This is a genomic window from Bacillus sp. JJ864, assembly GCF_036963045.1.
GTDB classification, from domain to species: Bacteria; Bacillota; Bacilli; order Bacillales; family Bacillaceae_G; genus Bacillus_A; species Bacillus_A pseudomycoides_C.
This window is the reverse complement of record NZ_JBALLY010000004.1, coordinates 1-22,645: the sequence shown is the minus strand read 5'-3', so window position 1 is coordinate 22,645 and position 22,645 is coordinate 1. Positions and strand designations below refer to the sequence as shown.

Here is a 22,645-nt window from a genome sequence, read left to right as displayed (position 1 = left end):
AATAGTAGTCATTTTTATATACAAAAGTATACAAACGTGGGCAAATATGTTCGTATACTTACTATTGATTCGGTTTCAAGCCTAAGTGAGTGCGTTTTGACGAAAGTTAAATTGCATGATGAACTACGATTGATGAGTAAGTTGAAGACTTACCCTCGGATACACGCTTTAGTCCGTTGCTCTAAGAGTGTGGAAGGATGACCGACTACTACTGCCCTGTAGTCAAACACCGAAACACATGAACTCTCATCTGTCATTGGCAAAAAGCGAAATTCTCCGAAAGGATGGATGGTCAGAGATGACTAAAGATAAAAACAAAGAATATTGTTTTGTATTGGATGTAGAAGAAAGAAAATTAGTTCCTACAAGTGTCAACAATGGATGGTACTTAATTAGGAAAAAAAGAGCAAAACTTGTTGCTAAATATCCAATGGTAATTCAACTTTATAAGTCAGTGGAAGATGTAGATTATAAAATGAGGTTGGGGATCGACGATGGTAGTTTATACGTTGGGGTTGGGTTAGTACAAGAATGTAAAACAAAAAACAAGCCAATCTTTAAAGCTACTATTGAACATCGAAAAGATGTATCAAAGCTAATGGAGAAAAGAAGAGGGCATAGACGATACAAAAGAAATCACAAACGGTATCGTCAAGCAAGATTTGATAATCGTGCAAGTAGTAGAAAAGAAGGAAGAATCGCACCTAGTATACTCCAAAAGAGACAAACGATTATTAGGTTTGTAAATAAGATTTCAAAATGGATAGACATTGCAAGTATTCACTTAGAAGATGTTGCGATAGACATACGAGCATTAACTGATGACAAGAAGTTATACAACTGGCAATATCAAAAATCCAATCGGCTAGATGAAAACATGAGAAAGGCTGTAATTATACGGGACAAATGCAAATGTATGGAATGTGGAAACTCAAACTGTATGTTAGAAGTACACCATATTGTCCCTAGAAGGTTAAGAGGCTCTAATACATTAGATAACCTGATTACACTATGTAGTAAATGTCACCAAAAAACAGAAGGTAAAGAAGAAAAGTTTGTTGATAAGTATCAAAGAATGATTAACGGAAAGAGTTTACGGCTAGACTTTGCTCAACACGTTATGCAAGGTAAAAACTGGTTACAACAACACTTATCTCAGTATGGTACTTTGCTTTTAACAAGTGGTGGAGATACTGCAAATAGGAGAATAGATTGGGGTATTGAAAAATCACATTCTAATGACGCTTTAGTTATTTGTGGGTTAGAGATCAATGATACAAACATAAAAGACTGGGTCATTAAACCAATCAGAAAGAAAACGAAAGCAATACATTCCGAAACTTATGGGTTTAGGCATAGAGATATTGTACAATACACAGACACAAAAAAGGTAACTCATGTTGGCTATATTACTGCAATGTACCCAGATAAGTTACAAATTAATATCCAAACAAAAGAGAAACACCTAAAAAGAGTGAATGCAAGAAAAAGTGTACTAAAGTGGAGATTTAGAGGGTTGTATTTCCTATGAATGACCACACATGAATATTATTATGTATATTTTTTGAAGGAGGTATTACGGGTTCAGCTTCTGGAGGATTGGGGATTGCATTAAGCGCAGTTCCATATCCCTTTAGAAGTGATGCATCGTATTATTGCAAGGGCATCAAGCGGGATGGATACATTGCCGCATAACGGAGCTGTTATTACATTACTTGCAGTAACTGGGTTAACTCATAAACAATTATATCGGGATATCTTTGCAATTACAATTATTAAAACGGCAGCTGTATTTGTTGTAATTGGCATGTATAGCTTAACAGGTCTCGTATAACCATAAAAAAGAAGAGAGCGGACGTTCTCTCTTCTTTTTTATTTATAATATTATTATGTAAACTAAACTATTATTCGTGGAAAATATTCAGAAAATATATTATAATGTAAGTGGTTACAAAAAGGGGGGATACGATGTTTTCGTTACAACCGATTGCTTTTGTACATAATGAACGAATCAATGTAGAAGATGATTTGTGGGGAGAAATTGAATCTGTTATTGAGTTGACAGATTTGTATACAGAAGAGAGTTTGCAAGGGATTGAACAATTTTCACATATTGAAGTGATTTTTTATTTTAATAGAGTGAGAGAAGAGAACATTCAGTACACAGCAAGACATCCTCGAAATAATAAAGAGTATCCGAAAGTAGGTATTTTTGCACAGCGGGGGAAAAATCGTCCAAATCAATTAGGTGCTACGATTGTAAAAGTAGTACGAAGAGAAGGAAAACGCTTAGTTGTGCAAGGGTTAGATGCGATTGATGGTACCCCTATTTTAGATATGAAACCAGTTATGAAAGAGTTTTTGCCAAAAGAAGAAATTAAACAGCCAGACTGGGCAACGGATTTAATGAAGAACTATTGGAAAGGAAGCGAAGCGAAGTGAAAATATATCAAGCAACTATGGAAGACTTACAAGGAGTAGCATCATTATTTAATGAGTACCGCATGTTTTATAAACAAGATTCTAATATTGAAGGAGCAGAACAATTCTTACGTGAACGTATAGAGCAAAAAGAATCCATTATCTTTGTGGCAGTAGAAGATGGAAAATACGTTGGATTTACACAGCTATATCCTTCTTTTTCTTCTATTTCGATGAAAAAGCTATGGATTTTAAATGATTTATTTGTAGGAAAAGAAGCAAGAGGAACTGGAGTAGGGAAAGAATTGTTAGCAAAGGCGAAGCAATTTGCAGTGGATACAGAGGCAAAAGGATTAAAGCTCCAAACGGAAGTAGATAATGCAACAGCACAGCATTTATATGTAGGGAACGGTTATATAAGAGATGATCGCTATTTTCATTATGAATTAACTTTATAAAAATCCATATATAACTAGTGATGTATATCCAAGCATAGTGTAATTCGTTTTCATAACATATGGATATGGAAGGACAAGCTTTTTATAAAGATATAATTTTTGTATTTTGCAGATGAGGTATGCAGAACGACTGGAATGACAAAACAGCAATGCCGTTTTACATGGCATTGCTGTTTTATTTTTATACAGAATGCGAAAAGAGCCATGAAACAGCATCCTCTAAATTTATGGCAATATAATCAGCATTCATGTTCGCCCATTTATGACGGTACGTATGCAGTGCATCGTATCCAGCACCTGTTTGTACTAAAATTGTCGTGGCACCCACTTGTATACCTGCAACAATATCGCTCCATCGATCGCCGATTACCACACATTTTGTTAAATCAAGATGATGGTTTTTCGCTGCTTGAAGGAGCATTCCTGTTTCTGGCTTACGACAATTGCAGCCATCACTATGCCGGTGCGGACAAAGATAGATGTCATCAAAGCCGAATGCTTCTAATTCTTGAATAAAGTCTTCAGTTGTTGCTTTGCCATCCGCAATGCCCGGTTGGTTTGTAAAGGAAAATAGTTGTATGTTTAATTCTTTTAGTTTATTTAGAGCCATCTCAGTAAATGGGAATAACTGAAACTCTCCAGGATAATGAATCGTCGTATCGCCGCCGATTGTACCGTCACGGTCGATGAAAATAGCTTCGATGTTTCGTTTATTTGTCATAGTAAATATCCTTTCTCGTTGTTTGCTAGAAATGTTTTATAAGACGGTGTGCATGGAATAATAAAAAAATATTTTGAGCTCAGAATATAAAGTATTCTATTATTGAGATTATTTTCCTGCATATGGATGGTATCTTTGCTATGGTTCATTTTTTTCTTTGAAAAATATGTTATTATTTTCATAGGAATTTATTGTAAGTACATATAGAAAGAGGGATATAGTTGCTGCGAGTAAATATAAATTCAGCTGGATACGAAGCTGGAGAGCAAACGATACATAATATTGCCTTTTCAATTAAACAAGGTGAACTCGTTGCTTTAATTGGCGCAAACGGAGCGGGAAAGAGTACAACGATAAAAGCGATTCTTGGATTATTGGCGCATATGGACGGGGAAATCTCATTTGCAGAGAAAAAGAATTCATATGCCTATGTACCTGAACATCCGACGTATTATGATTACTTAACATTATGGGAGCATATTGACCTTTTAATGGCTGCTAGGGATGTTAAATCAGGAAGTTGGGAAATAAAGGCGGATAAGTTGTTGCATATATTTCGGATGGACAAGCATAAGCATGAATATCTGTCGAAGTTTTCAAAAGGAATGAAACAAAAGTCAATGCTCATTTTAGCTTTTTTAACAGAACCTGATTTTTATATTATTGATGAGCCGTTTATTGGATTAGATCCGACGGCAACACGTGATTTTCTCAATTTTTTGTATAAAGAAAAGGAGCGCGGGGCTGGCATTTTACTGTGTACACATGTGTTAGATACGGCAGAAAGAATATGTGAGCGTTTCTTATTAATTTCAGAAGGAACGTTATTTGCAAATGGAGATTTACGTAGTATTCAAACGCTTGCTAATATGCCAGAAGGTACGTTGTTAGATTGTTTTGATGTGATTGTAAGGCGGGAGCAACATGATTAGAAAATTATTTTATAAGAGACTATTTTATGAATTAAAACGAAAATGGAAAGCAGTGCGTTCTGTTGTCGATTGGACGATTGCATTATATGGAGTTGTTCCAGCACTTGTATTTAGTTGGATATACTACGCTTCACTTTGGAATAATGGACCAGAAGATGAAGATATATTATATTGGTTTATCGGACTTTTTATCTTTTACAGCACAACGTTTTCAAGAAGTGTACGTTCATTTTTGGAACAAGCAGACAGTTTGTTTTTAATTCAATTTCCAGATCGGATTAAACAAATGATGAAATATGGAGTGATATATTCTTTTTGTCGTATTTGTTTCACAAGTGCACTTGTAACAATACTATTCCTACCCATCTTTTTGAAAGGTTTACATGGAACAGGAATACAAGCTTTTTTCTGCTTTGTCTTTTTGACTTGCTTTCGTTTCACACTTTCTTTGCTACAACGGTACATTGATGTTCGGTTTCATAAACAGTGGCAAGTGATCATTATTAAAAATATTCTCTTTTTTGTAGGCGTTGTATATGTAGGTATGACATATAGATACATATTACAACAGTCTTTTTATACGATTTTGTTCTTTGTCCTTCTCTTTATCATAAGTTTCTTCTTAGTAAAAGAAAAAATGGAGTACCATCGCTTCTTCTTTAAAGAAATTGAAAAAGAAAAAGGAGAAGCAATGAGATGGACAACACAAATAATGGCAATGGGGGGCCAAGTACAAAAACCTACAAATGCAGCGAAGCCGTGGTTATTTCCGCGTTCTAAACGTATATTATTAGGAAAGAGCAATGACGCTAGAATCATTGAAGCTTTTCTAAAGGAATATTTTCGCTTGGGTGATGCGAGTGGTTTTTACATTCAGATTATCATTGTAAGCGCAATTGCCATTTGGCGTGCGCCGTGGTGGATTGCTGCAATCGTTATTTCGTTTGCGTTATTTGCAATCTATCGTTATTCGAGCGGAAAATGGAAAGTTTTTTCAGAAAAACTATTTTTACAGTTATATTGTTCAGAAGGGAAGAAACTATGGCTGTCACAGAAAGCAAAAGCATATCTCTTTATACCAGCTTTATGTGTATATGGCATTGCAGCACTAGCTCATTTTTATATGATTCCTGCTGTAGTTTGTGCAGGGATTGCAATTGGACTAACAGTGTGGATTCTATTTATTCCTAATAAAAAAAGAGCTGTATAGCTCTTTTTTTGTTAATCCGTAATCGATACATACATAAAATAGACGAGAACACAAATGCTTACGACTGAAAAGAGTAGGTCAAGGCTCAAATGGAAACCCTCCTAGTAAAATCAAGGCATAATACTTAGTATATGAAATCTTACTATTTCATATTCAAATCATGTTAACGTTAATAAATTTGTAAAGTGCAAAAATTGGCATCATTTTGTATAATAGAAGAAATAGTTATAAAAATATAAAAAAAAGGGAGGGATACAACATGCCAAATTGGATGAAAAAGACACTCGTCGCGTTAATCACTGTATTTACATTTGGATTAGTAACACCTCCTTCTGTACTGCTTGATTCTGCAAAAGCGGACAAGCCTGCAAAACAACAAAATCTAGAGCAACCGTCGTATACACTGGATGAAAAGTCAAATGAAATAGGTTCAGAAGTATTTCTTTCTTATGCGATGCAAGAAGCTGAGCGGCAATCGATGGAGAAATTTGGATCGAAAATTGGCCCAGTAATTGAAGATGAGTTTAAAGATGTGATATTGCCGAAAATAGAAGAAGCGCTTGCAGATCTTGCGAATCATACACCGGAAGATTCGCTGCAGTCTTTAGCAATTTCACAAAAACCGGCCGGTGGGAAAAATGAAAAGATTTTTCATGTGTATAATACAAAAACTGGAGATGACTTACTTCGTTTTCACGTAAGACGAGATCATCCCCCGCAAGATGGTTATTATTTTAATTTTCATTACCATCGTTATGATGATGACTTTACAGCACATCATGAGCTCGGGGATATTTATTGGAATACGAATACACCGCCGCAATGGCTGTCATAGAAAAAGGAGAACAAGGAGAGATACCTTGTTCTTTTTTTGTAAATAAAAGGTTATATCCATTTGAAGGAGAATTCTTAAGTATAAAGAATTTAAAAGAAATGAGAACAAGGAGAAGTTCAGTAGTTGTTAAAAATATATACAAGTATAATCAATTATAGTGCAATGTAATCACAGGAAGGTTGTGATTATATGAGTTAACAATATAAGTCTAAAGAACTTGCAGAATTGTTAAACACTTCCGATATTCCCCTACACAGATGGGATAATGATGGTAAATTAAAGGCTTTTAGAACCCCTACTAATAGAAAGTACTATATATATATGAACAGTATCTTGAGTATACGGGTTAAGAAAGTACAAGAAAAAAACCATAAAGGATGAGGAAGTTGAAAAAAGCTTACAAGATAGAAATTAACCCTACGCAAGAACAAAAATCCAAGATACATCAAACGATTGGAGTGAGTAGGTTTATCTATAACTTCTACATTTCTCACAATAAAGAGGTTTATGAAAAAGAAGGTAGATTTTTAAGTGGTATGGATTTTTCCAAGTGGTTAAACAACGAATTTATACCTAGTAATCCAGATAAATCTTGGATAAAAGAAGTATCTTCTAAAGCTACGAAACAAGCGATTATGAACGGGGAAGAAGCATTTAAAAGCTTTTTCAAAGGGCGATCTAAATTCCCTAAGTTTAAAAAGAAGAAAAAGCAAGATGTAAAATGCTACTTCCCTAAAAATAAAACGTGAGCAACGCTCTTTATCACGTAAATATGAAGATTTAAAAAAGAGAGGTGAAAAATCTGCTACGAACAAAAGAGCGAATATAGACAAAAATATTCTTAGAGTACAAAAACTACATGCTCGTTTAGTAAATATTAGATTAGAGTATGTAAAGTCTGTTGTGAATAAGTTAGTGAAAACCAAACCAACGTATATCACAATAGAGAACTTGAATGTAAAAGGGATGATGAAGAATAAGCATCTATCGAAAGCTGTCGCAGAGCAATGTTTTTATACATTTCAAACATGGTTATTGGCAAAGTGTAAAGAATATGGCATTGAATTACGCCAAGTAGACAGATTCTATCCTTCTTCTAAATTATGCTCCTGTTGTGGTTATAAGAAAGTAGATTTAAAACTATCTGACAGGGTGTACAAATGTGATTGTGGACATGAAATGGATCGGGATTTAAATGCATCCATCAACCTTTTACAAGCAAAAGAATATACCATACTAACTAAATAGTAGGTATATATGTACGGTGGGCTACATCGGAATGAACGCCTGTGGAGATCCATATAAACCAAAGTAGCAAGAAAGTAGCAAAATGGGGTTCGTAGAAGCAGGAAAACTCTAAGAGTATACATTTGTATATGTTTTTAGTAGCAGCATTGGTAATGAGTAAATATATTATGTTTGATTTTGATGGTACGTTAGTGGATTCTAAAGATATTTTTATCCCAATTTTTAATGAAATTGCAGAGAAACACCGTTTTAAACAAGTAAAAAAAGAGGATGTTGAAGCGTTGCGGAAATTATCAATTCCAGAGAGGTGTAAATTGCTTCACGTGCCCCTGTATAAAATCCCTATGATAGCATTAGAGTTTTATAAATTATATCAACCATCGATCCCAAATCTTACTTTGTTCGATGGAATAAGAGATGTTTTGCAGACGTTGAAAGAGAGTGACTATGAAATTATCATTGTATCCTCGAATGCTGAGGAGCATATTCGGGAATTTTTACGTCAGAATGAAATTGATTATATTCATGATGTTTTTTGTTCTAATAATATTTTCGGAAAAGACAAAGTGATAAAGAAATTTTTAAAAGCAAACAAACTAAAAAATTCAGATGTAATATACGTAGGAGATGAGCTTCGAGACATTGTCTCTTGCAAAAAAGTTGGTGTAGAAGTGATTTGGGTAAGCTGGGGATATGATGTGATAGAAACAGTACAGGCTGAATCTCCGAATTACATTGTGAATGTGCCGAAAGAAATTGTAAGTGTTGTACATTCAAAATAATGTGAAGCGGGAAAGAGAGCAAGGGGAGTATGTTGGAGAAAACGTTTGAGCCAGGTATTCATCGTATTGAATATTGGGTAGGAAACCTAGAGGAATCGATTGAATTTTAAATACAAATAAATGCATCAAATAAAAACTGGCCAAAGACAGAACAGCTAATATTCATAAATTAGCTGTTCTGTTTTTGATGAATGGATATACTGCGAAACGAGACAAACAGAAGAGAGAATAATCTCGTTTCACTAAATAATTGAGATGTTTCCATCATTAATAATAAATTATTAACCACGTTTTTTCGTTAATTTCTTTACAATAAAATAGAAAACAGAAAGACACACTGCAGCTATAGCAAAATATTTTACATAAGGACCCGCAACATCGTTAATATTCTGCCATTTAATTACCTAAGATAGGATAAAAATGATTTACGAACATATATTCTTTTGTTAAAATTTACATGGGATAATATGGAGGTGGATTCGATATGAAATTAGGGAATTTAAATATTTCCGAACGCATGGAGCATTATAATGTATCTGGTTTAAGCATTGCTTTCATTGAAAATGGTGAAGTACATATGACAAAAGAATTTGGTGTCATGAAAGCGGGAACGAATAGAAATGTAAACAGTAATTCTATTTTTAATGCTTGTTCGATTAGTAAGTTTTTAACAGCAATGCTAGTTTTAAAGTTAACCGAACAAGGAATACTTCATTTAGATGAGGATATAAATAATAGACTTATATTTTGGAAGCTTCTTGAAAATGAATATACGCAAAATAAAAAAGTTACGTTACGAACGTTGTTTAGTCATCAATCTGGAATAATCGATCCTGAAGGGAGTTTTAATGAACTTAATACCGCTCTAGGTAATCCTACAATGGTTGAACTTTTAGAAGGAAAAACATCATATTGTAAAGAACGTATTGAAGTGCAATATGAACCAGAAAGTGACTTTCAATATTCCGATGCAGGTTTTTGTGTCATACAGCAATTAATAGAAGATGTTTGTGGTAAATCTTTCGTAGAATTAATGGACGAGCTTATATTTGAACCGTTACATATGAAGAACAGTACATTTGAACAAACAGCAATAACAGGAAGCAATGGGCAATTTTCTTGTGGTCATAATGAAAAAGGAGAAGTCGTTTCTAGCGAATATCCAATTTATTCATATCCAGCAGCTTCCGGACTTTGGACAACACCAACGGATTTAGCAATTTTGATAACTGAAGTAATGAACTCGTTAAAGGGTCAAAGTAAAATGGGTCTATCTGAAAGTAAGGCAAAAGAACTCATTACTTCACAAGGGTGTAAAGAATGGGCTGGTTTAGCTGTTTTTCTGGATGGTTCAGGACGAGAAATAGAATTTTCTTCACTTGGTTGGGGAATCGGATTTCAATGTATGCTCGTTGCTTATCCATATTTAGAAACAGGTGTGGTTATTATGACAAATACAGATTTAGGAGTTCATCAAATGAAGGGTATTATTGGTGAGATAATACATGGAATATACAGAATATAACAAAATTTAGGTTTTGATAGGAATAAGGGAGGAGGGATTTAAGTGAAGGAACTTACGACAATTAAAACTTTAAAATTAAAAGAAGAAGCAAAAAAAAATGTAAAACAAGTTGTAGTCGAGGAATGGAAAATGCCAAAAAATGAAGCAATACATCTATTACCAGATGAAGAAATGAAACAATTTGCGATTCAATTTTACGAATGTGCTGAAAGATATTATCCAGATGAAAATTTGGTAGATGATGCTTTGGACATGATTGAAAACGGTGCAAAGTTTTTCGAAAGTGTTAACCTGTGGTTTGCAAAGGAAATGAAAGTAAGTGAATAATATAAGACATTTGTTCTCGTCTAACGGGTATATCAGTTAGAGAAGAAAAGCATGTAATAAAAACGCAGGGCATTCGAAACCCTGCGTTTTCTTGACTAATGAAAATTCTATTTTTCAGTTTTCGTAAACAGAAGCGGCTTTGTGCTTAACGTTGCTGGGAGGTGTACTTTCAGTTCGTGCAGTTCACCTGCTGGGTTCATTTCATAAGAAATTAATATATCCATTTCTACTTGGAAAACATTCCATTTCGTATTGAACATATCATAGTGGTGATGGTTCATTTCAATGTCGAATGACGAAAATTTTAAATATAATGATTTATTTCGTTTGTGCACTTCAATTGTGCCATATGCAGGGTGTTCAAACGTTCCTGTATAATCTTTTAATGGATGGGAAAGAACAGTTTCCTTTACTTGTGGTAGCGGTTTGTTCATTTCTTTCATCATTTCTTGAAATTTTTCCGTATCTTCTATCACACGTTTGTGCCAATCAATTGGTTCTAATCCAAGCAATTCATCATAAATTTGATGTGCAAGATAAGGAGGAAGTAATGTATTACCACGATTCGTTAACACAACAAGACCAATATTATGTTCTGGCATAAAGGAGACAAATGCTGAGAATCCATCGATATTCCCTCCGTGATAAATTTCCTTATGGCCGCGATAGGCAGTAATAAACCAGCCAAGACCGTAGCTGTTTACTGGAGTTTCTGGCATAGTGAACATTGGTGCATCTGGAATCGGGATATGCGCTGTATACATTTGCTCAAGCAGATTTTGTGCAAGTAGTTCATGTTCGCCAACTTTTCCTTTATTTAAATGAAGTAACACCCATTTTGCCATATCTTCTATATTAGAGTTCATACATCCAGCAGCACCAACTGTATTAAGGTTGCAAAAAGGTACTTCTGTTATGTTTTCGTCTTTCTCGATGTAAGGAAGTGCATGGTCATTTGATTTTTGTGAAGTGGTAACTGAGAAGTTTGTATGTTCCATTTGAAGTGGATTTAAAATATATTCTGTTGTATATTGTTCCCATGTTTCATTTGTAATGTTTTCGACGATAGAGCTAATTGTCGCATACATTAAGTTATTATATAAAAATGCGGAGCGGAACGGTGCATCTAGTTCTAAGTGGCGAATGTTTTCCACGATATTTTTTCTACTTAAGGAGGCTGCGCGCCATAGTAAATCGTGGCGACTGACACCGGTGCGGTGAGATGCTAGGTCGCGAGCTGTTGTTTGTGTGCTTGCTAGTGGATCGTGAAGTGAAAAAGCTGGAATATACGATTGTACTGGTGTATCCCAATTAAATTTTTGCTGCTGCGCAAGTAAACTTAAAGAAAAAGTGCCAAATGCTTTTGTGGCGGAACCGATTGCAAATAACGTTTTTGGTGTAACTGTTTTTTTATTTTTTGTATCACGGTATCCAAAACCTTCTGAGAATATTACCTTTCCACTTTTAATGATGGCTACTGCCGCTCCAGGGACGTTCAAATCTTTCATCATGTTTTGGATTGTCGTATGTAATTTACTTGTAAGAGGCATTTCAGTTTTTTGCATTGTAAAACCTCCACTCATTTATTATTTACTTCCGCACTATCATTTCTTGAAACAAGTAGAAAATCCCTTTTTCTTTTTAGAAGAAAGATTGACGAAAGTATGTCAGATTTTGAAAGTAAAAAAATTTTAAAATACGGAGTTTCTACGTGTGTATTACATATAGAAGAGACTTTTTTAAAAGGTCGTGTGAAATTCAAAGGCATATATGATAAACTCCATATAGGAATTACATAAAGCAATTGTGAAAGAAGGTTACTTGATGAAACACGCAGAGTATGAATATTTAGAAATGTGCCGTCATGTTATGGAAAACGGTACGAGAAAAGAAGACCGCACTGGTACAGGAACAGTATCTGTATTTGGGTATCAAATGCGCTTTGATTTAAGTCAAGGTTTTCCGTTACTTACGACAAAACGTGTGCCGTTTCGTTTAGTAGCGAGCGAACTTCTTTGGTTTATGAAAGGTGATACAAACATTCGTTATTTGCTGCAGCATAATAATAATATTTGGAACGAATGGGCGTTTAAGAACTGGGTAGAGAGCGATGCATATACAGGTCCAGATATGACCGATTTTGGACTTCGTTCCCAGCAAGATGAAGAGTTTAGTAAGCAATACAATGAGCAAATGGAATTGTTTAAAACAAAGGTGCTTGAAGAGGATGAATTTGCGAAGCGTTACGGTAATTTAGGAGATGTGTATGGAAAGCAGTGGCGTGCATGGAAAACGACTGCTGGGGAAACGCTTGATCAATTACAAGACGTTATTGAGATGATTAAGAATAATCCTGATTCCCGCCGCCTTATTGTGTCTGCATGGAATCCAGAAGATATCCCAAGTATGGCATTGCCGCCTTGTCATACGTTATTCCAGTTTTATGTGGTAGACGGAAAATTATCTTGTCAGTTATATCAACGCAGCGGGGACATTTTCCTTGGTATTCCGTTTAATATAGCGAGCTATTCTTTATTAACACATTTAATTGCCCATGAATGCGGCTTAGAAGTAGGAGAATTCGTTCATACAATTGGCGATGCTCATATTTATACGAACCATTTTGAGCAAGTGGAAAAACAATTAGCGCGTGAACCACGTCCATTCCCAACGTTAAAGCTAAATCCAGATGTGAAGTCTATCTTTGATTTTGAAATGAATGATCTAACGTTAGAAGGATACGATCCACATCCTGCAATTAAAGCACCAGTAGCAGTGTAAACAAAAATAGGGGGGATATAGATGATTTCATTACTTGTAGCAATGGATAAAAATCGACTAATCGGTAAAGAGAATCAACTACCTTGGCATCTACCGGCAGATTTGGCGTATTTTAAAAAAGTGACGATGGGTCATCCGATTATTATGGGGAGAAAAACGTTTGAATCTATTGGCAGACCGTTACCCGGCAGAACAAATATCATTTTAACTCGTAATCAAAATTATGAAATGGAAGGCTGTAAGGTCATTCATTCTATTGATGATGTGAAGAAAATGGACGAGCACATGAATGAAGAACTCTTTGTCATTGGCGGTGCAGAAATTTTTAAAGAAGTGCTTCCTTTTGCCGATCGCTTGTATATTACACAAATCGAAGAGGTATTTGAAGGTGACACATTTTTCCCAGAAATAAACTACAATGAATGGGAAGAAATATCTGTAACACAAGGCGTGACAGATGAGAAAAATCCATATACATATGCTTATCATGTGTATGGTAGAAAGAAATAAGGCGAGAGAAGATTGGTGTATTACATACCAATCTTCTTTTACTGTTGGCGGTAATAAAATCTTTTTAGTAAAGTAATGCAGAGAGGAAACAGCATACAGAGTCCTGTTACAAAAAAGGCGATTTTTAAGTCAAATAGATCATGTAGCAGTCCAGATAAATACGCTCCTATTCCTCCGCCTAAAACAGCGAATAACGTCCACGTTGCAAATACCCGGCCTAAATATTGTTCTTCACATGAATGTTGAATATAGATTTGTGCCAATACAACACTTAGATTAAAGGTAATGCCTAGTAAAAAGGTCGCAATAATGCTAAGAAATGGAGAAGGAACACTTAATAGAAAAAATAAAAACAAAGTCTTATATAGAAATTTTCTTAATGTTATAATGATAATATAAAGAACGGCGCATATTGCGTCGGTTTTTTTATTGGATTAATTTTGTGAAATTGGATTTTTATAGTATGATAGTTTCGAGAAATAAAGGAGGAAAAAATGTGAAAAAGATATGGGGAATATTTCTTATTTTTTCATTGCTGCTAGTAGTAGGCTGTGGGAAAGAAGAGAAGCCAGAGCAAGCGATGGATACATATGTAAAAGCATGGAACGAAAAAAAGTTTGATAAAATGTATGAGCAGTTATCGAAAGAGGCAAAGCAGTCGATTTCAAAAGATGATTTTGTAAAGAAATATGAAAATGTTTATGCAGGAATTGCTGTGAAAAATTTAAAAGTAGCAGCAGAAACGAAAAAAGAAGACAAAAAAGATGAGAAGAACAATGCGAATGTACCGTTTAAAGTAAGTATGGATACAATCGGTGGAAAGATTTCGTTTGAAAATGAAGCAAAACTTGTGAAAGAAAAAGGTGGGGATAAGGACGTCTGGAAAGTTGATTGGAATCCATCATTTATTTTTCCAACTATGAAACAAGATGATAAAGTACTTGTTCAATCATTTTCGCCAAAGCGTGGTGAAATTTATGATAGGAATGGAAACGGATTGGCGACAAATGGGAAAGCTGCAGAAGTTGGAGTTGTACCTGGGAAGTTAGGCGAATCGGCACAGCAAACGAAAGAAACGTTAGCGAAATTATTACATATGCCGGTTGAAGAGATCGAAAAGAAATTAACAGCGAAGTGGGTACAACCAAGTTACTATGTTCCACTTTCTATTTTACCAGAAGGTGCAAATGAAAATGATTACATCTCTATGCCTGGTGTCGCAACGCGCTCAGTAAATGTTCGGACATATCCTTTAGGAGAAGCTGCCGCTCATTTAACAGGCTATATGGGAAAAGTAAATGCAGAGGATTTGAAGAAATTAGAGGAAAAAGGATATAAAGCTGATGATCCTTTTGGAAGAACGGGTCTTGAAAATGTTTTTGAAGATAAACTTCGCGGTGAAAAAGGCGGACGTGTTTATATTGCCGATGCAAAAGGAAAAGAATTAAAAGAGCTTGCTAAAAAACAAGCGAAAGATGGAGAAAATATTACATTAACGATTGATGGGAACTTGCAACAAAAAATTTATGCAGAAATGAAGGGTGAAGCAGGTTCAAGTGCAGCAGTCCATCCGAAAACAGGGGAAACATTAGCGCTCGTAAGTAGTCCATCATACAACCCGAATGTTGTGATGCGAGAGTCAGCGAAAGCAGAGCGAGATGCTTTGAATAATGACCCGAAAAAGCCGATGACAAATCGATTTACGCAAGTATACGCACCAGGTTCTGTTTTCAAACCGATTACAGGAGCAATTGGTCTAGAAACAAAAGCACTTGATCCAAAAGAATCTCTTAAAATTGATGGTGTAAAATGGGCAAAAGATTCTTCTTGGGGTAACTATTATGTAACGCGTGTTAAAGATGCAAATCCAGTGGATTTTGAAAAAGCAATGATGTATTCTGATAACATTTATTTTGCGCAGGAAGCATTGAAAATTGGTAAAGATAAATTTACTGAAGAAGCGAAGAAATTCGGACTTGGTGAAAAGTTACCAATTGAATATGGATTTGCAACGTCGCAAATCGCAAAAGACGGCATAAAAAATGATATTCAACTTGCTGATACTGGATATGGTCAAGGGCAAGTTTTAATGTCATCACTTCACGTTGCATTATCGTATGCGCCAATTGTGAATGAAGGGAATATTCCATCTCCGCACCTTTTAAAAGACGATAAACAGATAAAAGTGTGGAAAGAAAAAGTGGTATCCAAAGAGAACGGCGATATTTTGAAAAACTCTTTAATAAAAGTTGTGAATGATCCAGAAGGAACAGGTAAGATTGCAAAATTAGATGGCATTACACTTGCTGGAAAAACAGGAACAGCTGAATTAAAAGAATCAAAAGAAGCCGATGGTAAAGAGTTAGGATGGTTTGTAGCATTTGATGCAAATTCTCCAAATATGATTATCTCAATGATGATTGAAGATGTAAAAGGAAGAGGCGGAAGTAGTATTCCGGCTGAGAAAGTAAAGCATGTATTAGGGCAGTAATGGAAAAGGAGCTGTCTCGTTCATGAGCGAGACAGCTCCTTTTTTATATAGTTATTTACTTACTAAAAAAAAGTAGCTATTTTTTATTGACAAGAAAGCGTTAATTAGGTATTATTACTTACGTAAGGTAAGCGATTTACTTTTTTGTTAAAAATCTCGAATTAAAGATATATATGAAAAAGGGAGAGAAATGAACATGACAAAAGTATTATTTATTACAGCAAATCCAAATCCAGTAGAAGTATCATTCGGTATGGCGGTAGGAGAAGCGTTTATTGAAGCATACAAACAAGCGAATCCACAAGATGAAATTTTAACAATTGATTTATTCCATACAAACGTACCTGCAATTGATGGTGAAGTGCTTGCTGCTTGGGGGAAACTTGGGGCAGGAGAAGGCTTTGAAACATTAAGTGAAAGCCAACAACAAAAAATTGCAGCTATGAACGGAAACTTAGAAACATTTATGCATGCAGATAAATATGTATTCGTAACACCGATGTGGAATTTAAGCTATCCACCAGTTGTAAAAGCATACTTAGATAATATATCAATTGCAGGTAAAACATTTAAATATACTGAAAATGGTCCGATTGGTTTATTAGAAGGTAAAAAAGCGCTTCATATCCAAGCGACAGGCGGTGTGTACTCTGAAGGACCGTACGCAGGAGTGGACTTTGGTCGCAACCATTTAAAAGCAATGCTAGGCTTCATGGGTGTAACGGATGTCGAATATATCGCAGTAGAAGGTATGAGCGTAAATCCTGCGCAAGCACCTGAAATTAAAGAACAAGCTATTGAAAAAGTACAAGAGTTAGCAAAACAATTCTAATCTATCATATTATGAAAAATGTCCAAACGCTTGTCGTTTGGACATTTTTTCTTCTTTTTCCTTCGTTTGTCTAGTATAATGAAAAACGGAATGACAATATGTGGGGGTTCTATATGATTCAGACGTTTTTTAAGATTTTGTACTTAATTTTAATTGTAATTGGTATTACACCAAGAATGTGGAGTTTAAAACGAAAGATACATACACTATCAGCACAAGAAAAAGATCAGCTAGTGTATAAAACAACAAATTGGTTTGGCAAGAAGATGATTCGTGTAGTTGGATCAACAGTACAAGTGAATGGACTGGAAAACGTGCCACAAGATAAGCCGGTACTAGTTGTAAGTAATCATCAAAGTGATATGGATATTCCTGTTTTACTAGGATATTTAAATAAGCCAATTGGCTTTGTTTCGAAAGCAGAAATTAAAAAGTTTCCACTTGTATCAACATGGATGGAAATGATGAATTGTGTATTTATGGATCGTAAAAATCGACGTCAATCGTTGCAAGCTATTAAAGATGGGATTGAACTGTTAAAACAAGGGCATTCTATCGTGATTTTCCCTGAAGGTACTCGTAGTAAGGGTGGTGAGATGGTAGAATTTAAGGCTGGTAGTTTCCATCTTGCTGTAAAAGCAGGTGTAGCGATTTTACCTGTAACATTGGACGGAACGTATAAGATGTTTGAAGCAAACGGTAATCGAATGAAGCCGGCGCATGCAACAGTCACAATTTCGAAACCAATTACTGCAGAACAATATGAAAATATGGATATTAAAGAATTAGCGAAATATACGCAAGATATTATTGCAAGTCAGTTAGAAAAATAAGTAAAAAAGGTCTCAGCTTTAATATAAAAGCTGAGACCTTTTTTATCCCGCTATTCGTGGGCAGTAAAACCCCCACTGATGGAAGTTTCACTTTATGCTACAGGTAATACATAAAATAAAACGCAGAAAAACATCATCGTGCTTCCGCCTAATACAAAGACGTGCCAAATTGCATGGTTAAATGGGAGCTTCTCCCATAGGAAGAAGATAGCACCGACAGAGTATAAAATTCCGCCAATTAATAATAAGGAGAAACCGCTACCTGTTAAATTCTCATATAACGGCTTAATGGCAATAATAATGAGCCATCCCATCAGGACATAAAATAAAGTTGATAGTTTAATAAAGCGACGTACAAAAAAGATTTTAAAAATGATTCCTGCAATTGCAAGTGTCCAAATGATCGCAAGTAATGTCCAGCCAAGTGGCCCGCGCAGTGTAACAAGTAAAAACGGTGTATATGTGCCAGCGATTAATAAATAGATGGCAGAGTGATCTAAAATGGTGAATAATTTTTCCACTTTTGGATGATGGATGCTATGCAATAGTGTTGAACATAAATACAGTAAAAACATGCTCACACCATATACAGTAAATCCTACAATTGCTGATGCAGTCCCATGCTTTGATGCATGAATAATTAAAATAATTAACGCAGGAATACTTAAAATGGCGCCGATGCCATGTGTAATTGCATTTGCGATTTCTTCTTTAACAAACTGAGTCATTCGAGTCATTTTTTGAGTCATGTTTCGACCTCTTTCTCATAAGTAAAATGAAGAGTGTAGTTTCTTTCACCATATCATATACAACGGGAATAGGGAATGAAAATTGTATAAAGATTGTATTTTCAATTTTTTTTGATAAAAGACAGCGGATACATTGACGTTTTCAAACTTTTTTGACAAAATGAAATTAATTGAAAATAAGGGGGAAGCGGTATGCCGAATATTGGATTTCCAGGATTAATTTTAATATTAATTTTAGCATTAATTATTTTTGGGCCAAAAAAATTACCGGAAATTGGACGGGCATTTGGAGAAACCTTAAAAGAGTTTAAAAAATCAGCAAAAGGTTTGCATGATGATATAGACGAGAAAAAATGAAATTTTTATCAGTAGGGGACTTGTTGATGGTTAGTTGAATCAAATGGAGTCCGTTTGTGAAGGGAAAAAGATGTAAGAGGAGCTTGCATCTTTTTTCCAGTGACCAGAGAAATGGGTGAGAATATGAACGATCACGAAATGAGCATAGTAGATCATCTTGGTGATTTGCGAAAACGACTTATTATTACAGCGATGGCATTTTTATTTTTCCTTATTATTGGTTTTTCTTATACGAAAGAGATTTATAGTTTTATTGTAAAAGATTTACATATGAAATTAACAGTTCTTGGACCAAGTGATATTTTGTGGATTTATTTTGTGATTGCGGCTGTGTTTTCAATTGTATGTACCATTCCAATCGCTGCCCTGCAGATTTGGTTATTCGTCAAGCCAGCGTTGCTTCCGCACGAGCGGAAAATGACGCTATTATACGTACCGGGATTATTTATATTATTTATTGGTGGACTATGTTTCGGATATTTTATTATTCTACCATTTGTACTGAATTTTTTAGTTAGTCTTGGTGATGAAATGTTTCAAACGATGTTTACAACAGAAAAGTATTTTTCTTTTGTTATGAACATGACCGTACCATTTGCTGTAATTTTTGAATTACCTGTTGTAACAATGTTTTTAACGAGCATTGGGATTTTAAATCCAGTAGCACTACAAAAGATTAGAAGATATGCGTACTTTATATTGATTGTCATTGCGGTTTGTATTACACCACCTGACTTTATTTCGGATTTTTCCGTAGCAATTCCACTGTTAGTAATTTATGAATTAAGTATTGCGATGTCAAAAATTGTATATAAAAGAAAGATAAAACGAGAATTACAATCTTCATCGAAAAGTGCCTCTTTATGACGGGCGCTTTTTTTATTTCTTTGTTATACTATTGGTGTAAGCGTATACAATATAAAGAAGAAAAAAATTAAGGCTTCTCCAAAATTTAGACAAACTTTTTGACTTTGTCGGTTTATACTAACATTATAAATCCAAAAAAAAGAGGATTGATATCGTGATTATGAAGAGTTTTTATTTCACTCATCCAACAGGAAAATGCGTAAAGGTGGTTGAAATCCCAGTGTTACAAACACAGCACCCATTAGCGTTTCAAATTCAGTCGCGTCTTCAGCTCTTTATTTCTAAAATTCAAAAACAAAAACAACCAAGGTTTTCGTACTCATTTCGAGAATATTTGCAGAGTTGCTTAAAATGGAATGATTATTCAAATGTATATAAAATAAATACGTTAGAAAAAAATGCATAAGAAAAAATTGCGGCAGAGCAACAGCGCTCTGCTGTTTTTTTTTAGACATAAAAATAATAATTTTGTCGGAAAATTACCTTAAACTGTTGAAAGCAGTCGGAATACTAGTATAATAACAGGGAGAGCGTAGTGGAAAGGGAAGAAATAAAACATGCAAAAAATTAAAATTGTCACAGACTCAACGGCGGATTTATCACCAGATGTGATTGAGAAATATGATATTCATGTTATCCCATTATCAATTTCTGTGAACGGACAAACTTATTTAGATCGTGTAGATTTACAACCAGATGAGTTTATTGAAGAAATGCAAAAATCAGAAGTATTACCTAAAACATCGCAACCAGCAGTTGGTGCATTTGTTGAATTGTATGATCGCTTAGGAGAGGACGGCAGTCAAGTTCTTTCGATTCACTTAACGAATGGATTAAGCGGATCAGTTGCAACGGCAAATAGTGCAGCAACAATGACAGATACAAAAGTAACAGTAGTGGATTCTTTATTTATTAGTCACGCTTTAGCTTATCAAGTAATTGAAGCAGCGAAAATGGTGCAAGAAGGTCGCTCTTTAGAAGAAATTTTAAAACGTATTGAAGAAGTTAGAAAAAACACACGTCTATTCGTTGTTGTTGATACGTTAGAGAACCTTGTGAAAGGCGGTCGTATTGGTAAAGGAAAAGCGATGATTGGATCTTTATTAAATATTAAGCCAATTGCTAGTATTGAGGACGGAGTCTACAATCCGATTGCTAAGGTACGTAGCCAAGGACAAATTGTAAAAACATTTATGAAAATATTTGAAGAGGATATAGCTGGTAAAACAGTAAAAGCAGTTGCGATTCCGCATGCAAAAGCATTGCCATTGGCGCAGAAAATGAAAGAAGCAGTTGAAAAAATTAGTGGATTTACACAATCAGAAATCTTTTTTACAACACCTGTTATTAGTACACATACAGGTGCTGGAGCAATTGGATTTTCGTATTTTGCAGAATAGCAAAGAGCTACTTGATTATATTCAAGTAGCTTTTTTTGTGCTGGATAAATATGAGATATTTTCATAAACCATTCAGGCTCATAAACTTAATTAACATGCGGGGAATATCGATTGAAACGCGTCACCAATCTTTGTAAAACCACGAAAGAAGTAAGTGGAATTGACTAAGTATTAAAAAAGTGTAAAAATACAATTTGATATGATTTACATAGTAAGAAGGGGTGTTCAAATGAATAAAGATGAAGTAGTACAAATAATTGCGAAAAAAATGAAGCTGGTTCGAACAGAACATAATTATACACAAGAAGAAATGGCAGAGGCTTTAGGTCTTTCCAAAAAGACGCTTGTTCAAATTGAAAAAGAGCGCATTTTGCCTTCGTGGACGACTGTTGTTGCGATTTGTGCCTTGTTTCAAAACAGTGAAGTATTGCAGTCTGCATTTGGAGGGTCTGCTCTTGAAGTTGTTCAAACAATTGCTCACCATAAAATGGAATATAAAAAAGAAAAAACGATGGGTGGACAAATATGGTGGAAGGAAATTGAGAAAAGAGGAGATTTTTGTTTACAACAAAACATTGTTAGCCAACATTACCGGATTTTAGACGGTGAAAATTATAGATGGTTCAGCACATTTCATAAAGAAGAAGCGCTGGAAAAATTAGTACGATTTAGTGAACAAGTGATGTAAACAGTTTTCTCATAGTGTTTACCTTTGTTACAATAAAGTGAACCTTCTGTTAGTATGGGAAAGAAGAGTTGGTTATATTTTGAAGGAGAGAAGGGTGTTTTAGAATGAAGCGATTTCAAAAATGGATTGGGCTTCTTACTGCCTTTTGTTTGCTAGTCTTAGCCGGGTGCGGTTCAGGATCAAAACTTCGCAATCCGTTAAATTGGGATGTTCAAAGTTTTCAATACATAAATCAAAATGGCGAAAAATTTGGTACAAAAGATTTAAAAGGAAAAGTGTGGGTCGCAGATCTTGTATTTACAAATTGTCAAACAGTTTGTCCGCCGATGACAGCGAATTTGGCGAAGTTGCAAAGATTGGCGAAAGAAGAAAAACTAGATGTTCAATTTGTATCATTTAGTGTTGATCCAGAGGTAGATAAGCCGGAAAAACTAAAAGAATTTGTGCAGAAATTTACTGATGATACGAAGAATTGGAATTTATTAACGGGTTATTCGCAAGATGAAATTGAAAAATTTGCGAAAGACAATTTTAAAACGTTAGTTGATAAACCAGAAAATCAAGATCAAGTTATACATGGTACAAAATTTTACTTAGTGGATCAAAATGGGAAAGTGATGAAGGAATATAGTGGTATGAAAAATACACCATACGATGATATATTACGTGATATTAGAC

Annotated in this window: 24 protein-coding genes and 3 pseudogenes; 22 read left to right on the top strand and 5 right to left on the bottom strand. The window is 34.9% G+C overall.

All coding sequences use genetic code 11. The features are described 5' to 3' along the window. Positions 1–298: 298 nt before the first annotated feature. The 4 genes and pseudogenes from iscB to V7024_RS01270 all read left to right on the top strand — a co-directional run bounded on the left by iscB (position 299) and on the right by V7024_RS01270 (position 2,879). A complete protein-coding gene (gene iscB / locus V7024_RS01285; RefSeq protein ID WP_335514577.1) occupies positions 299–1,531 on the top strand; it encodes an RNA-guided endonuclease IscB in 1,233 nt (410 codons plus the stop codon). Between the two features lie 41 nt (positions 1,532–1,572). Further along, positions 1,573–1,834, top strand: a pseudogene (locus tag V7024_RS01280) (GntP family permease); the annotation flags it as partial. A gap of 134 nt (positions 1,835–1,968) precedes the next feature. After that, on the top strand, positions 1,969–2,442 hold the full coding sequence (gene tsaA, locus V7024_RS01275) for a tRNA (N6-threonylcarbamoyladenosine(37)-N6)-methyltransferase TrmO (RefSeq protein WP_335514574.1): 474 nt from the start codon (positions 1,969–1,971) through the stop codon (positions 2,440–2,442). Beyond that, the gene (locus V7024_RS01270) at positions 2,439–2,879 is read left to right on the top strand and encodes a GNAT family N-acetyltransferase (RefSeq protein ID WP_335514571.1); all 441 of its coding nucleotides are present in this window, start codon (positions 2,439–2,441) and stop codon (positions 2,877–2,879) included. The genes tsaA and V7024_RS01270 overlap by 4 nt, the downstream gene beginning before the upstream one ends. A gap of 181 nt (positions 2,880–3,060) precedes the next feature. On the opposite strand, the gene V7024_RS01265 is transcribed toward V7024_RS01270, so the two are convergent. After that, complete coding sequence (locus V7024_RS01265) at positions 3,061–3,600, bottom strand: HAD-IIIA family hydrolase (protein ID WP_335514568.1); 540 nt, start codon at positions 3,598–3,600, stop codon at positions 3,061–3,063. A gap of 221 nt (positions 3,601–3,821) precedes the next feature. On the opposite strand from V7024_RS01265, the gene V7024_RS01260 reads away from it, so the two are divergent. The 5 genes and pseudogenes from V7024_RS01260 (at position 3,822) to V7024_RS01240 (ending at position 8,607) form a co-directional block, all read left to right on the top strand. Further along, positions 3,822–4,532 carry an ABC transporter ATP-binding protein gene (locus tag V7024_RS01260; RefSeq protein WP_335514564.1) on the top strand — a complete coding sequence of 237 codons (711 nt, stop codon included), beginning with the start codon at positions 3,822–3,824 and terminating at the stop codon, positions 4,530–4,532. Continuing rightward, positions 4,525–5,742 (top strand): ABC transporter permease, encoded by a 1,218-nt coding sequence (locus tag V7024_RS01255; protein WP_335514561.1) that lies wholly within the window; start codon positions 4,525–4,527, stop codon positions 5,740–5,742. Before V7024_RS01260 ends, V7024_RS01255 begins: the two co-directional genes overlap by 8 nt. 259 nt (positions 5,743–6,001) lie before the next feature. Beyond that, on the top strand, positions 6,002–6,577 hold the full coding sequence (locus V7024_RS01250) for a YpjP family protein (RefSeq protein WP_335514558.1): 576 nt from the start codon (positions 6,002–6,004) through the stop codon (positions 6,575–6,577). A gap of 386 nt (positions 6,578–6,963) precedes the next feature. After that, a pseudogene (locus tag V7024_RS01245) lies at positions 6,964–7,825 on the top strand (RNA-guided endonuclease InsQ/TnpB family protein). Positions 7,826–7,977: 152 nt separating this feature from the next. After that, positions 7,978–8,607 carry an HAD-IB family phosphatase gene (locus tag V7024_RS01240; RefSeq protein ID WP_335514581.1) on the top strand — a complete coding sequence of 210 codons (630 nt, stop codon included), beginning with the start codon at positions 7,978–7,980 and terminating at the stop codon, positions 8,605–8,607. 281 nt (positions 8,608–8,888) lie between these two features. Here the strand turns inward: V7024_RS01240 and V7024_RS01235 are convergent. Then, positions 8,889–9,002 (bottom strand): annotated as a pseudogene (locus V7024_RS01235) (DedA family protein); the annotation flags it as partial. A gap of 89 nt (positions 9,003–9,091) precedes the next feature. Between V7024_RS01235 and V7024_RS01230 the strand changes: the two are divergent. Together V7024_RS01230 and V7024_RS01225 are read left to right on the top strand one after the other, a co-directional pair. Further along, entirely contained in the window at positions 9,092–10,132 is a 1,041-nt protein-coding gene (locus tag V7024_RS01230) for a serine hydrolase domain-containing protein (protein ID WP_335514555.1), read from the top strand. A 42-nt stretch (positions 10,133–10,174) separates the two neighbouring features. Next, positions 10,175–10,459, top strand: coding sequence for a hypothetical protein (locus V7024_RS01225; RefSeq protein ID WP_335514553.1), 285 nt, complete (start codon positions 10,175–10,177; stop codon positions 10,457–10,459). A 107-nt stretch (positions 10,460–10,566) separates the two neighbouring features. Here the strand turns inward: V7024_RS01225 and V7024_RS01220 are convergent, their stop codons facing one another. Then, positions 10,567–12,024: a serine hydrolase gene (locus V7024_RS01220; protein ID WP_335514550.1), complete on the bottom strand. Its 1,458-nt coding sequence runs from the start codon at positions 12,022–12,024 to the stop codon at positions 10,567–10,569. A 259-nt stretch (positions 12,025–12,283) separates the two neighbouring features. On the opposite strand from V7024_RS01220, the gene V7024_RS01215 reads away from it, so the two are divergent. Both V7024_RS01215 and V7024_RS01210 read left to right on the top strand, forming a co-directional pair. Continuing rightward, positions 12,284–13,240, top strand: coding sequence for a thymidylate synthase (locus V7024_RS01215; protein ID WP_335514549.1), 957 nt, complete (start codon positions 12,284–12,286; stop codon positions 13,238–13,240). 21 nt (positions 13,241–13,261) lie between these two features. Then, positions 13,262–13,750, top strand: a complete 489-nt coding sequence (locus V7024_RS01210; protein WP_335514546.1) for a dihydrofolate reductase — start codon at positions 13,262–13,264, stop codon at positions 13,748–13,750. A gap of 38 nt (positions 13,751–13,788) precedes the next feature. On the opposite strand, the gene V7024_RS01205 is transcribed toward V7024_RS01210, so the two are convergent. Then, on the bottom strand, positions 13,789–14,106 hold the full coding sequence (locus V7024_RS01205) for an MFS transporter (protein WP_335514543.1): 318 nt from the start codon (positions 14,104–14,106) through the stop codon (positions 13,789–13,791). Positions 14,107–14,246: 140 nt separating this feature from the next. On the opposite strand from V7024_RS01205, the gene V7024_RS01200 reads away from it, so the two are divergent. From V7024_RS01200 to V7024_RS01190, 3 genes are all read left to right on the top strand, one after another. Then, positions 14,247–16,241 carry a penicillin-binding transpeptidase domain-containing protein gene (locus tag V7024_RS01200; RefSeq protein ID WP_335514541.1) on the top strand — a complete coding sequence of 665 codons (1,995 nt, stop codon included), beginning with the start codon at positions 14,247–14,249 and terminating at the stop codon, positions 16,239–16,241. A gap of 196 nt (positions 16,242–16,437) precedes the next feature. Continuing rightward, positions 16,438–17,073 (top strand): FMN-dependent NADH-azoreductase, encoded by a 636-nt coding sequence (locus tag V7024_RS01195; protein WP_335514536.1) that lies wholly within the window; start codon positions 16,438–16,440, stop codon positions 17,071–17,073. Positions 17,074–17,186: 113 nt separating this feature from the next. Continuing rightward, positions 17,187–17,906: a lysophospholipid acyltransferase family protein gene (locus V7024_RS01190; protein ID WP_335514534.1), complete on the top strand. Its 720-nt coding sequence runs from the start codon at positions 17,187–17,189 to the stop codon at positions 17,904–17,906. Between the two features lie 92 nt (positions 17,907–17,998). Here V7024_RS01190 and trhA read toward each other — a convergent pair whose 3' ends face one another. After that, positions 17,999–18,655, bottom strand: coding sequence for a PAQR family membrane homeostasis protein TrhA (trhA, locus tag V7024_RS01185; RefSeq protein WP_335514530.1), 657 nt, complete (start codon positions 18,653–18,655; stop codon positions 17,999–18,001). 192 nt (positions 18,656–18,847) lie between these two features. Here trhA and tatA point away from each other — a divergent pair, with 192 nt between their 5' ends. From tatA to V7024_RS01155, 6 genes are all read left to right on the top strand, one after another. Next, positions 18,848–19,012, top strand: a complete 165-nt coding sequence (tatA, locus tag V7024_RS01180) for a twin-arginine translocase TatA/TatE family subunit (RefSeq protein WP_035430399.1) — start codon at positions 18,848–18,850, stop codon at positions 19,010–19,012. A gap of 111 nt (positions 19,013–19,123) precedes the next feature. Further along, positions 19,124–19,879 carry a twin-arginine translocase subunit TatC gene (gene tatC / locus V7024_RS01175; RefSeq protein WP_335514527.1) on the top strand — a complete coding sequence of 252 codons (756 nt, stop codon included), beginning with the start codon at positions 19,124–19,126 and terminating at the stop codon, positions 19,877–19,879. Between the two features lie 154 nt (positions 19,880–20,033). Next, complete coding sequence (locus tag V7024_RS01170; protein WP_335514525.1) at positions 20,034–20,285, top strand: DUF2535 family protein; 252 nt, start codon at positions 20,034–20,036, stop codon at positions 20,283–20,285. Between the two features lie 151 nt (positions 20,286–20,436). Then, positions 20,437–21,279 carry a DegV family protein gene (locus V7024_RS01165; RefSeq protein ID WP_335514522.1) on the top strand — a complete coding sequence of 281 codons (843 nt, stop codon included), beginning with the start codon at positions 20,437–20,439 and terminating at the stop codon, positions 21,277–21,279. Between the two features lie 229 nt (positions 21,280–21,508). Further along, positions 21,509–21,967, top strand: a complete 459-nt coding sequence (locus V7024_RS01160) for a helix-turn-helix transcriptional regulator (protein WP_335514519.1) — start codon at positions 21,509–21,511, stop codon at positions 21,965–21,967. A 104-nt stretch (positions 21,968–22,071) separates the two neighbouring features. Then, the coding region (locus V7024_RS01155) for an SCO family protein (RefSeq protein WP_335514516.1) at positions 22,072–22,645 on the top strand (574 nt) is incomplete at its 3' end.

What these genes read in the sequence shown, in the direction of transcription:
- V7024_RS01255 (WP_335514561.1), top strand. Translation starts at nt 4,525, where the DNA reads ATGATTAGAAAATTATTTTATAAGAGACTATTTTATGAATTAAAACGA.
- V7024_RS01190 (WP_335514534.1), top strand. Translation starts at nt 17,187, where the DNA reads ATGATTCAGACGTTTTTTAAGATTTTGTACTTAATTTTAATTGTAATT.
- V7024_RS01220 (WP_335514550.1), bottom strand. Translation starts at nt 12,024, where the DNA reads ATGCAAAAAACTGAAATGCCTCTTACAAGTAAATTACATACGACAATC.
- V7024_RS01250 (WP_335514558.1), top strand. Translation starts at nt 6,002, where the DNA reads ATGCCAAATTGGATGAAAAAGACACTCGTCGCGTTAATCACTGTATTT.
- tsaA (WP_335514574.1), top strand. Translation starts at nt 1,969, where the DNA reads ATGTTTTCGTTACAACCGATTGCTTTTGTACATAATGAACGAATCAAT.
- V7024_RS01265 (WP_335514568.1), bottom strand. Translation starts at nt 3,600, where the DNA reads ATGACAAATAAACGAAACATCGAAGCTATTTTCATCGACCGTGACGGT.
- V7024_RS01160 (WP_335514519.1), top strand. Translation starts at nt 21,509, where the DNA reads ATGAATAAAGATGAAGTAGTACAAATAATTGCGAAAAAAATGAAGCTG.
- V7024_RS01165 (WP_335514522.1), top strand. Translation starts at nt 20,437, where the DNA reads ATGCAAAAAATTAAAATTGTCACAGACTCAACGGCGGATTTATCACCA.
- V7024_RS01215 (WP_335514549.1), top strand. Translation starts at nt 12,284, where the DNA reads ATGAAACACGCAGAGTATGAATATTTAGAAATGTGCCGTCATGTTATG.
- tatA (WP_035430399.1), top strand. Translation starts at nt 18,848, where the DNA reads ATGCCGAATATTGGATTTCCAGGATTAATTTTAATATTAATTTTAGCA.
- V7024_RS01230 (WP_335514555.1), top strand. Translation starts at nt 9,092, where the DNA reads ATGAAATTAGGGAATTTAAATATTTCCGAACGCATGGAGCATTATAAT.
- tatC (WP_335514527.1), top strand. Translation starts at nt 19,124, where the DNA reads ATGGGTGAGAATATGAACGATCACGAAATGAGCATAGTAGATCATCTT.
- iscB (WP_335514577.1), top strand. Translation starts at nt 299, where the DNA reads ATGACTAAAGATAAAAACAAAGAATATTGTTTTGTATTGGATGTAGAA.
- V7024_RS01195 (WP_335514536.1), top strand. Translation starts at nt 16,438, where the DNA reads ATGACAAAAGTATTATTTATTACAGCAAATCCAAATCCAGTAGAAGTA.
- V7024_RS01240 (WP_335514581.1), top strand. Translation starts at nt 7,978, where the DNA reads ATGAGTAAATATATTATGTTTGATTTTGATGGTACGTTAGTGGATTCT.
- V7024_RS01210 (WP_335514546.1), top strand. Translation starts at nt 13,262, where the DNA reads ATGATTTCATTACTTGTAGCAATGGATAAAAATCGACTAATCGGTAAA.
- trhA (WP_335514530.1), bottom strand. Translation starts at nt 18,655, where the DNA reads ATGACTCAAAAAATGACTCGAATGACTCAGTTTGTTAAAGAAGAAATC.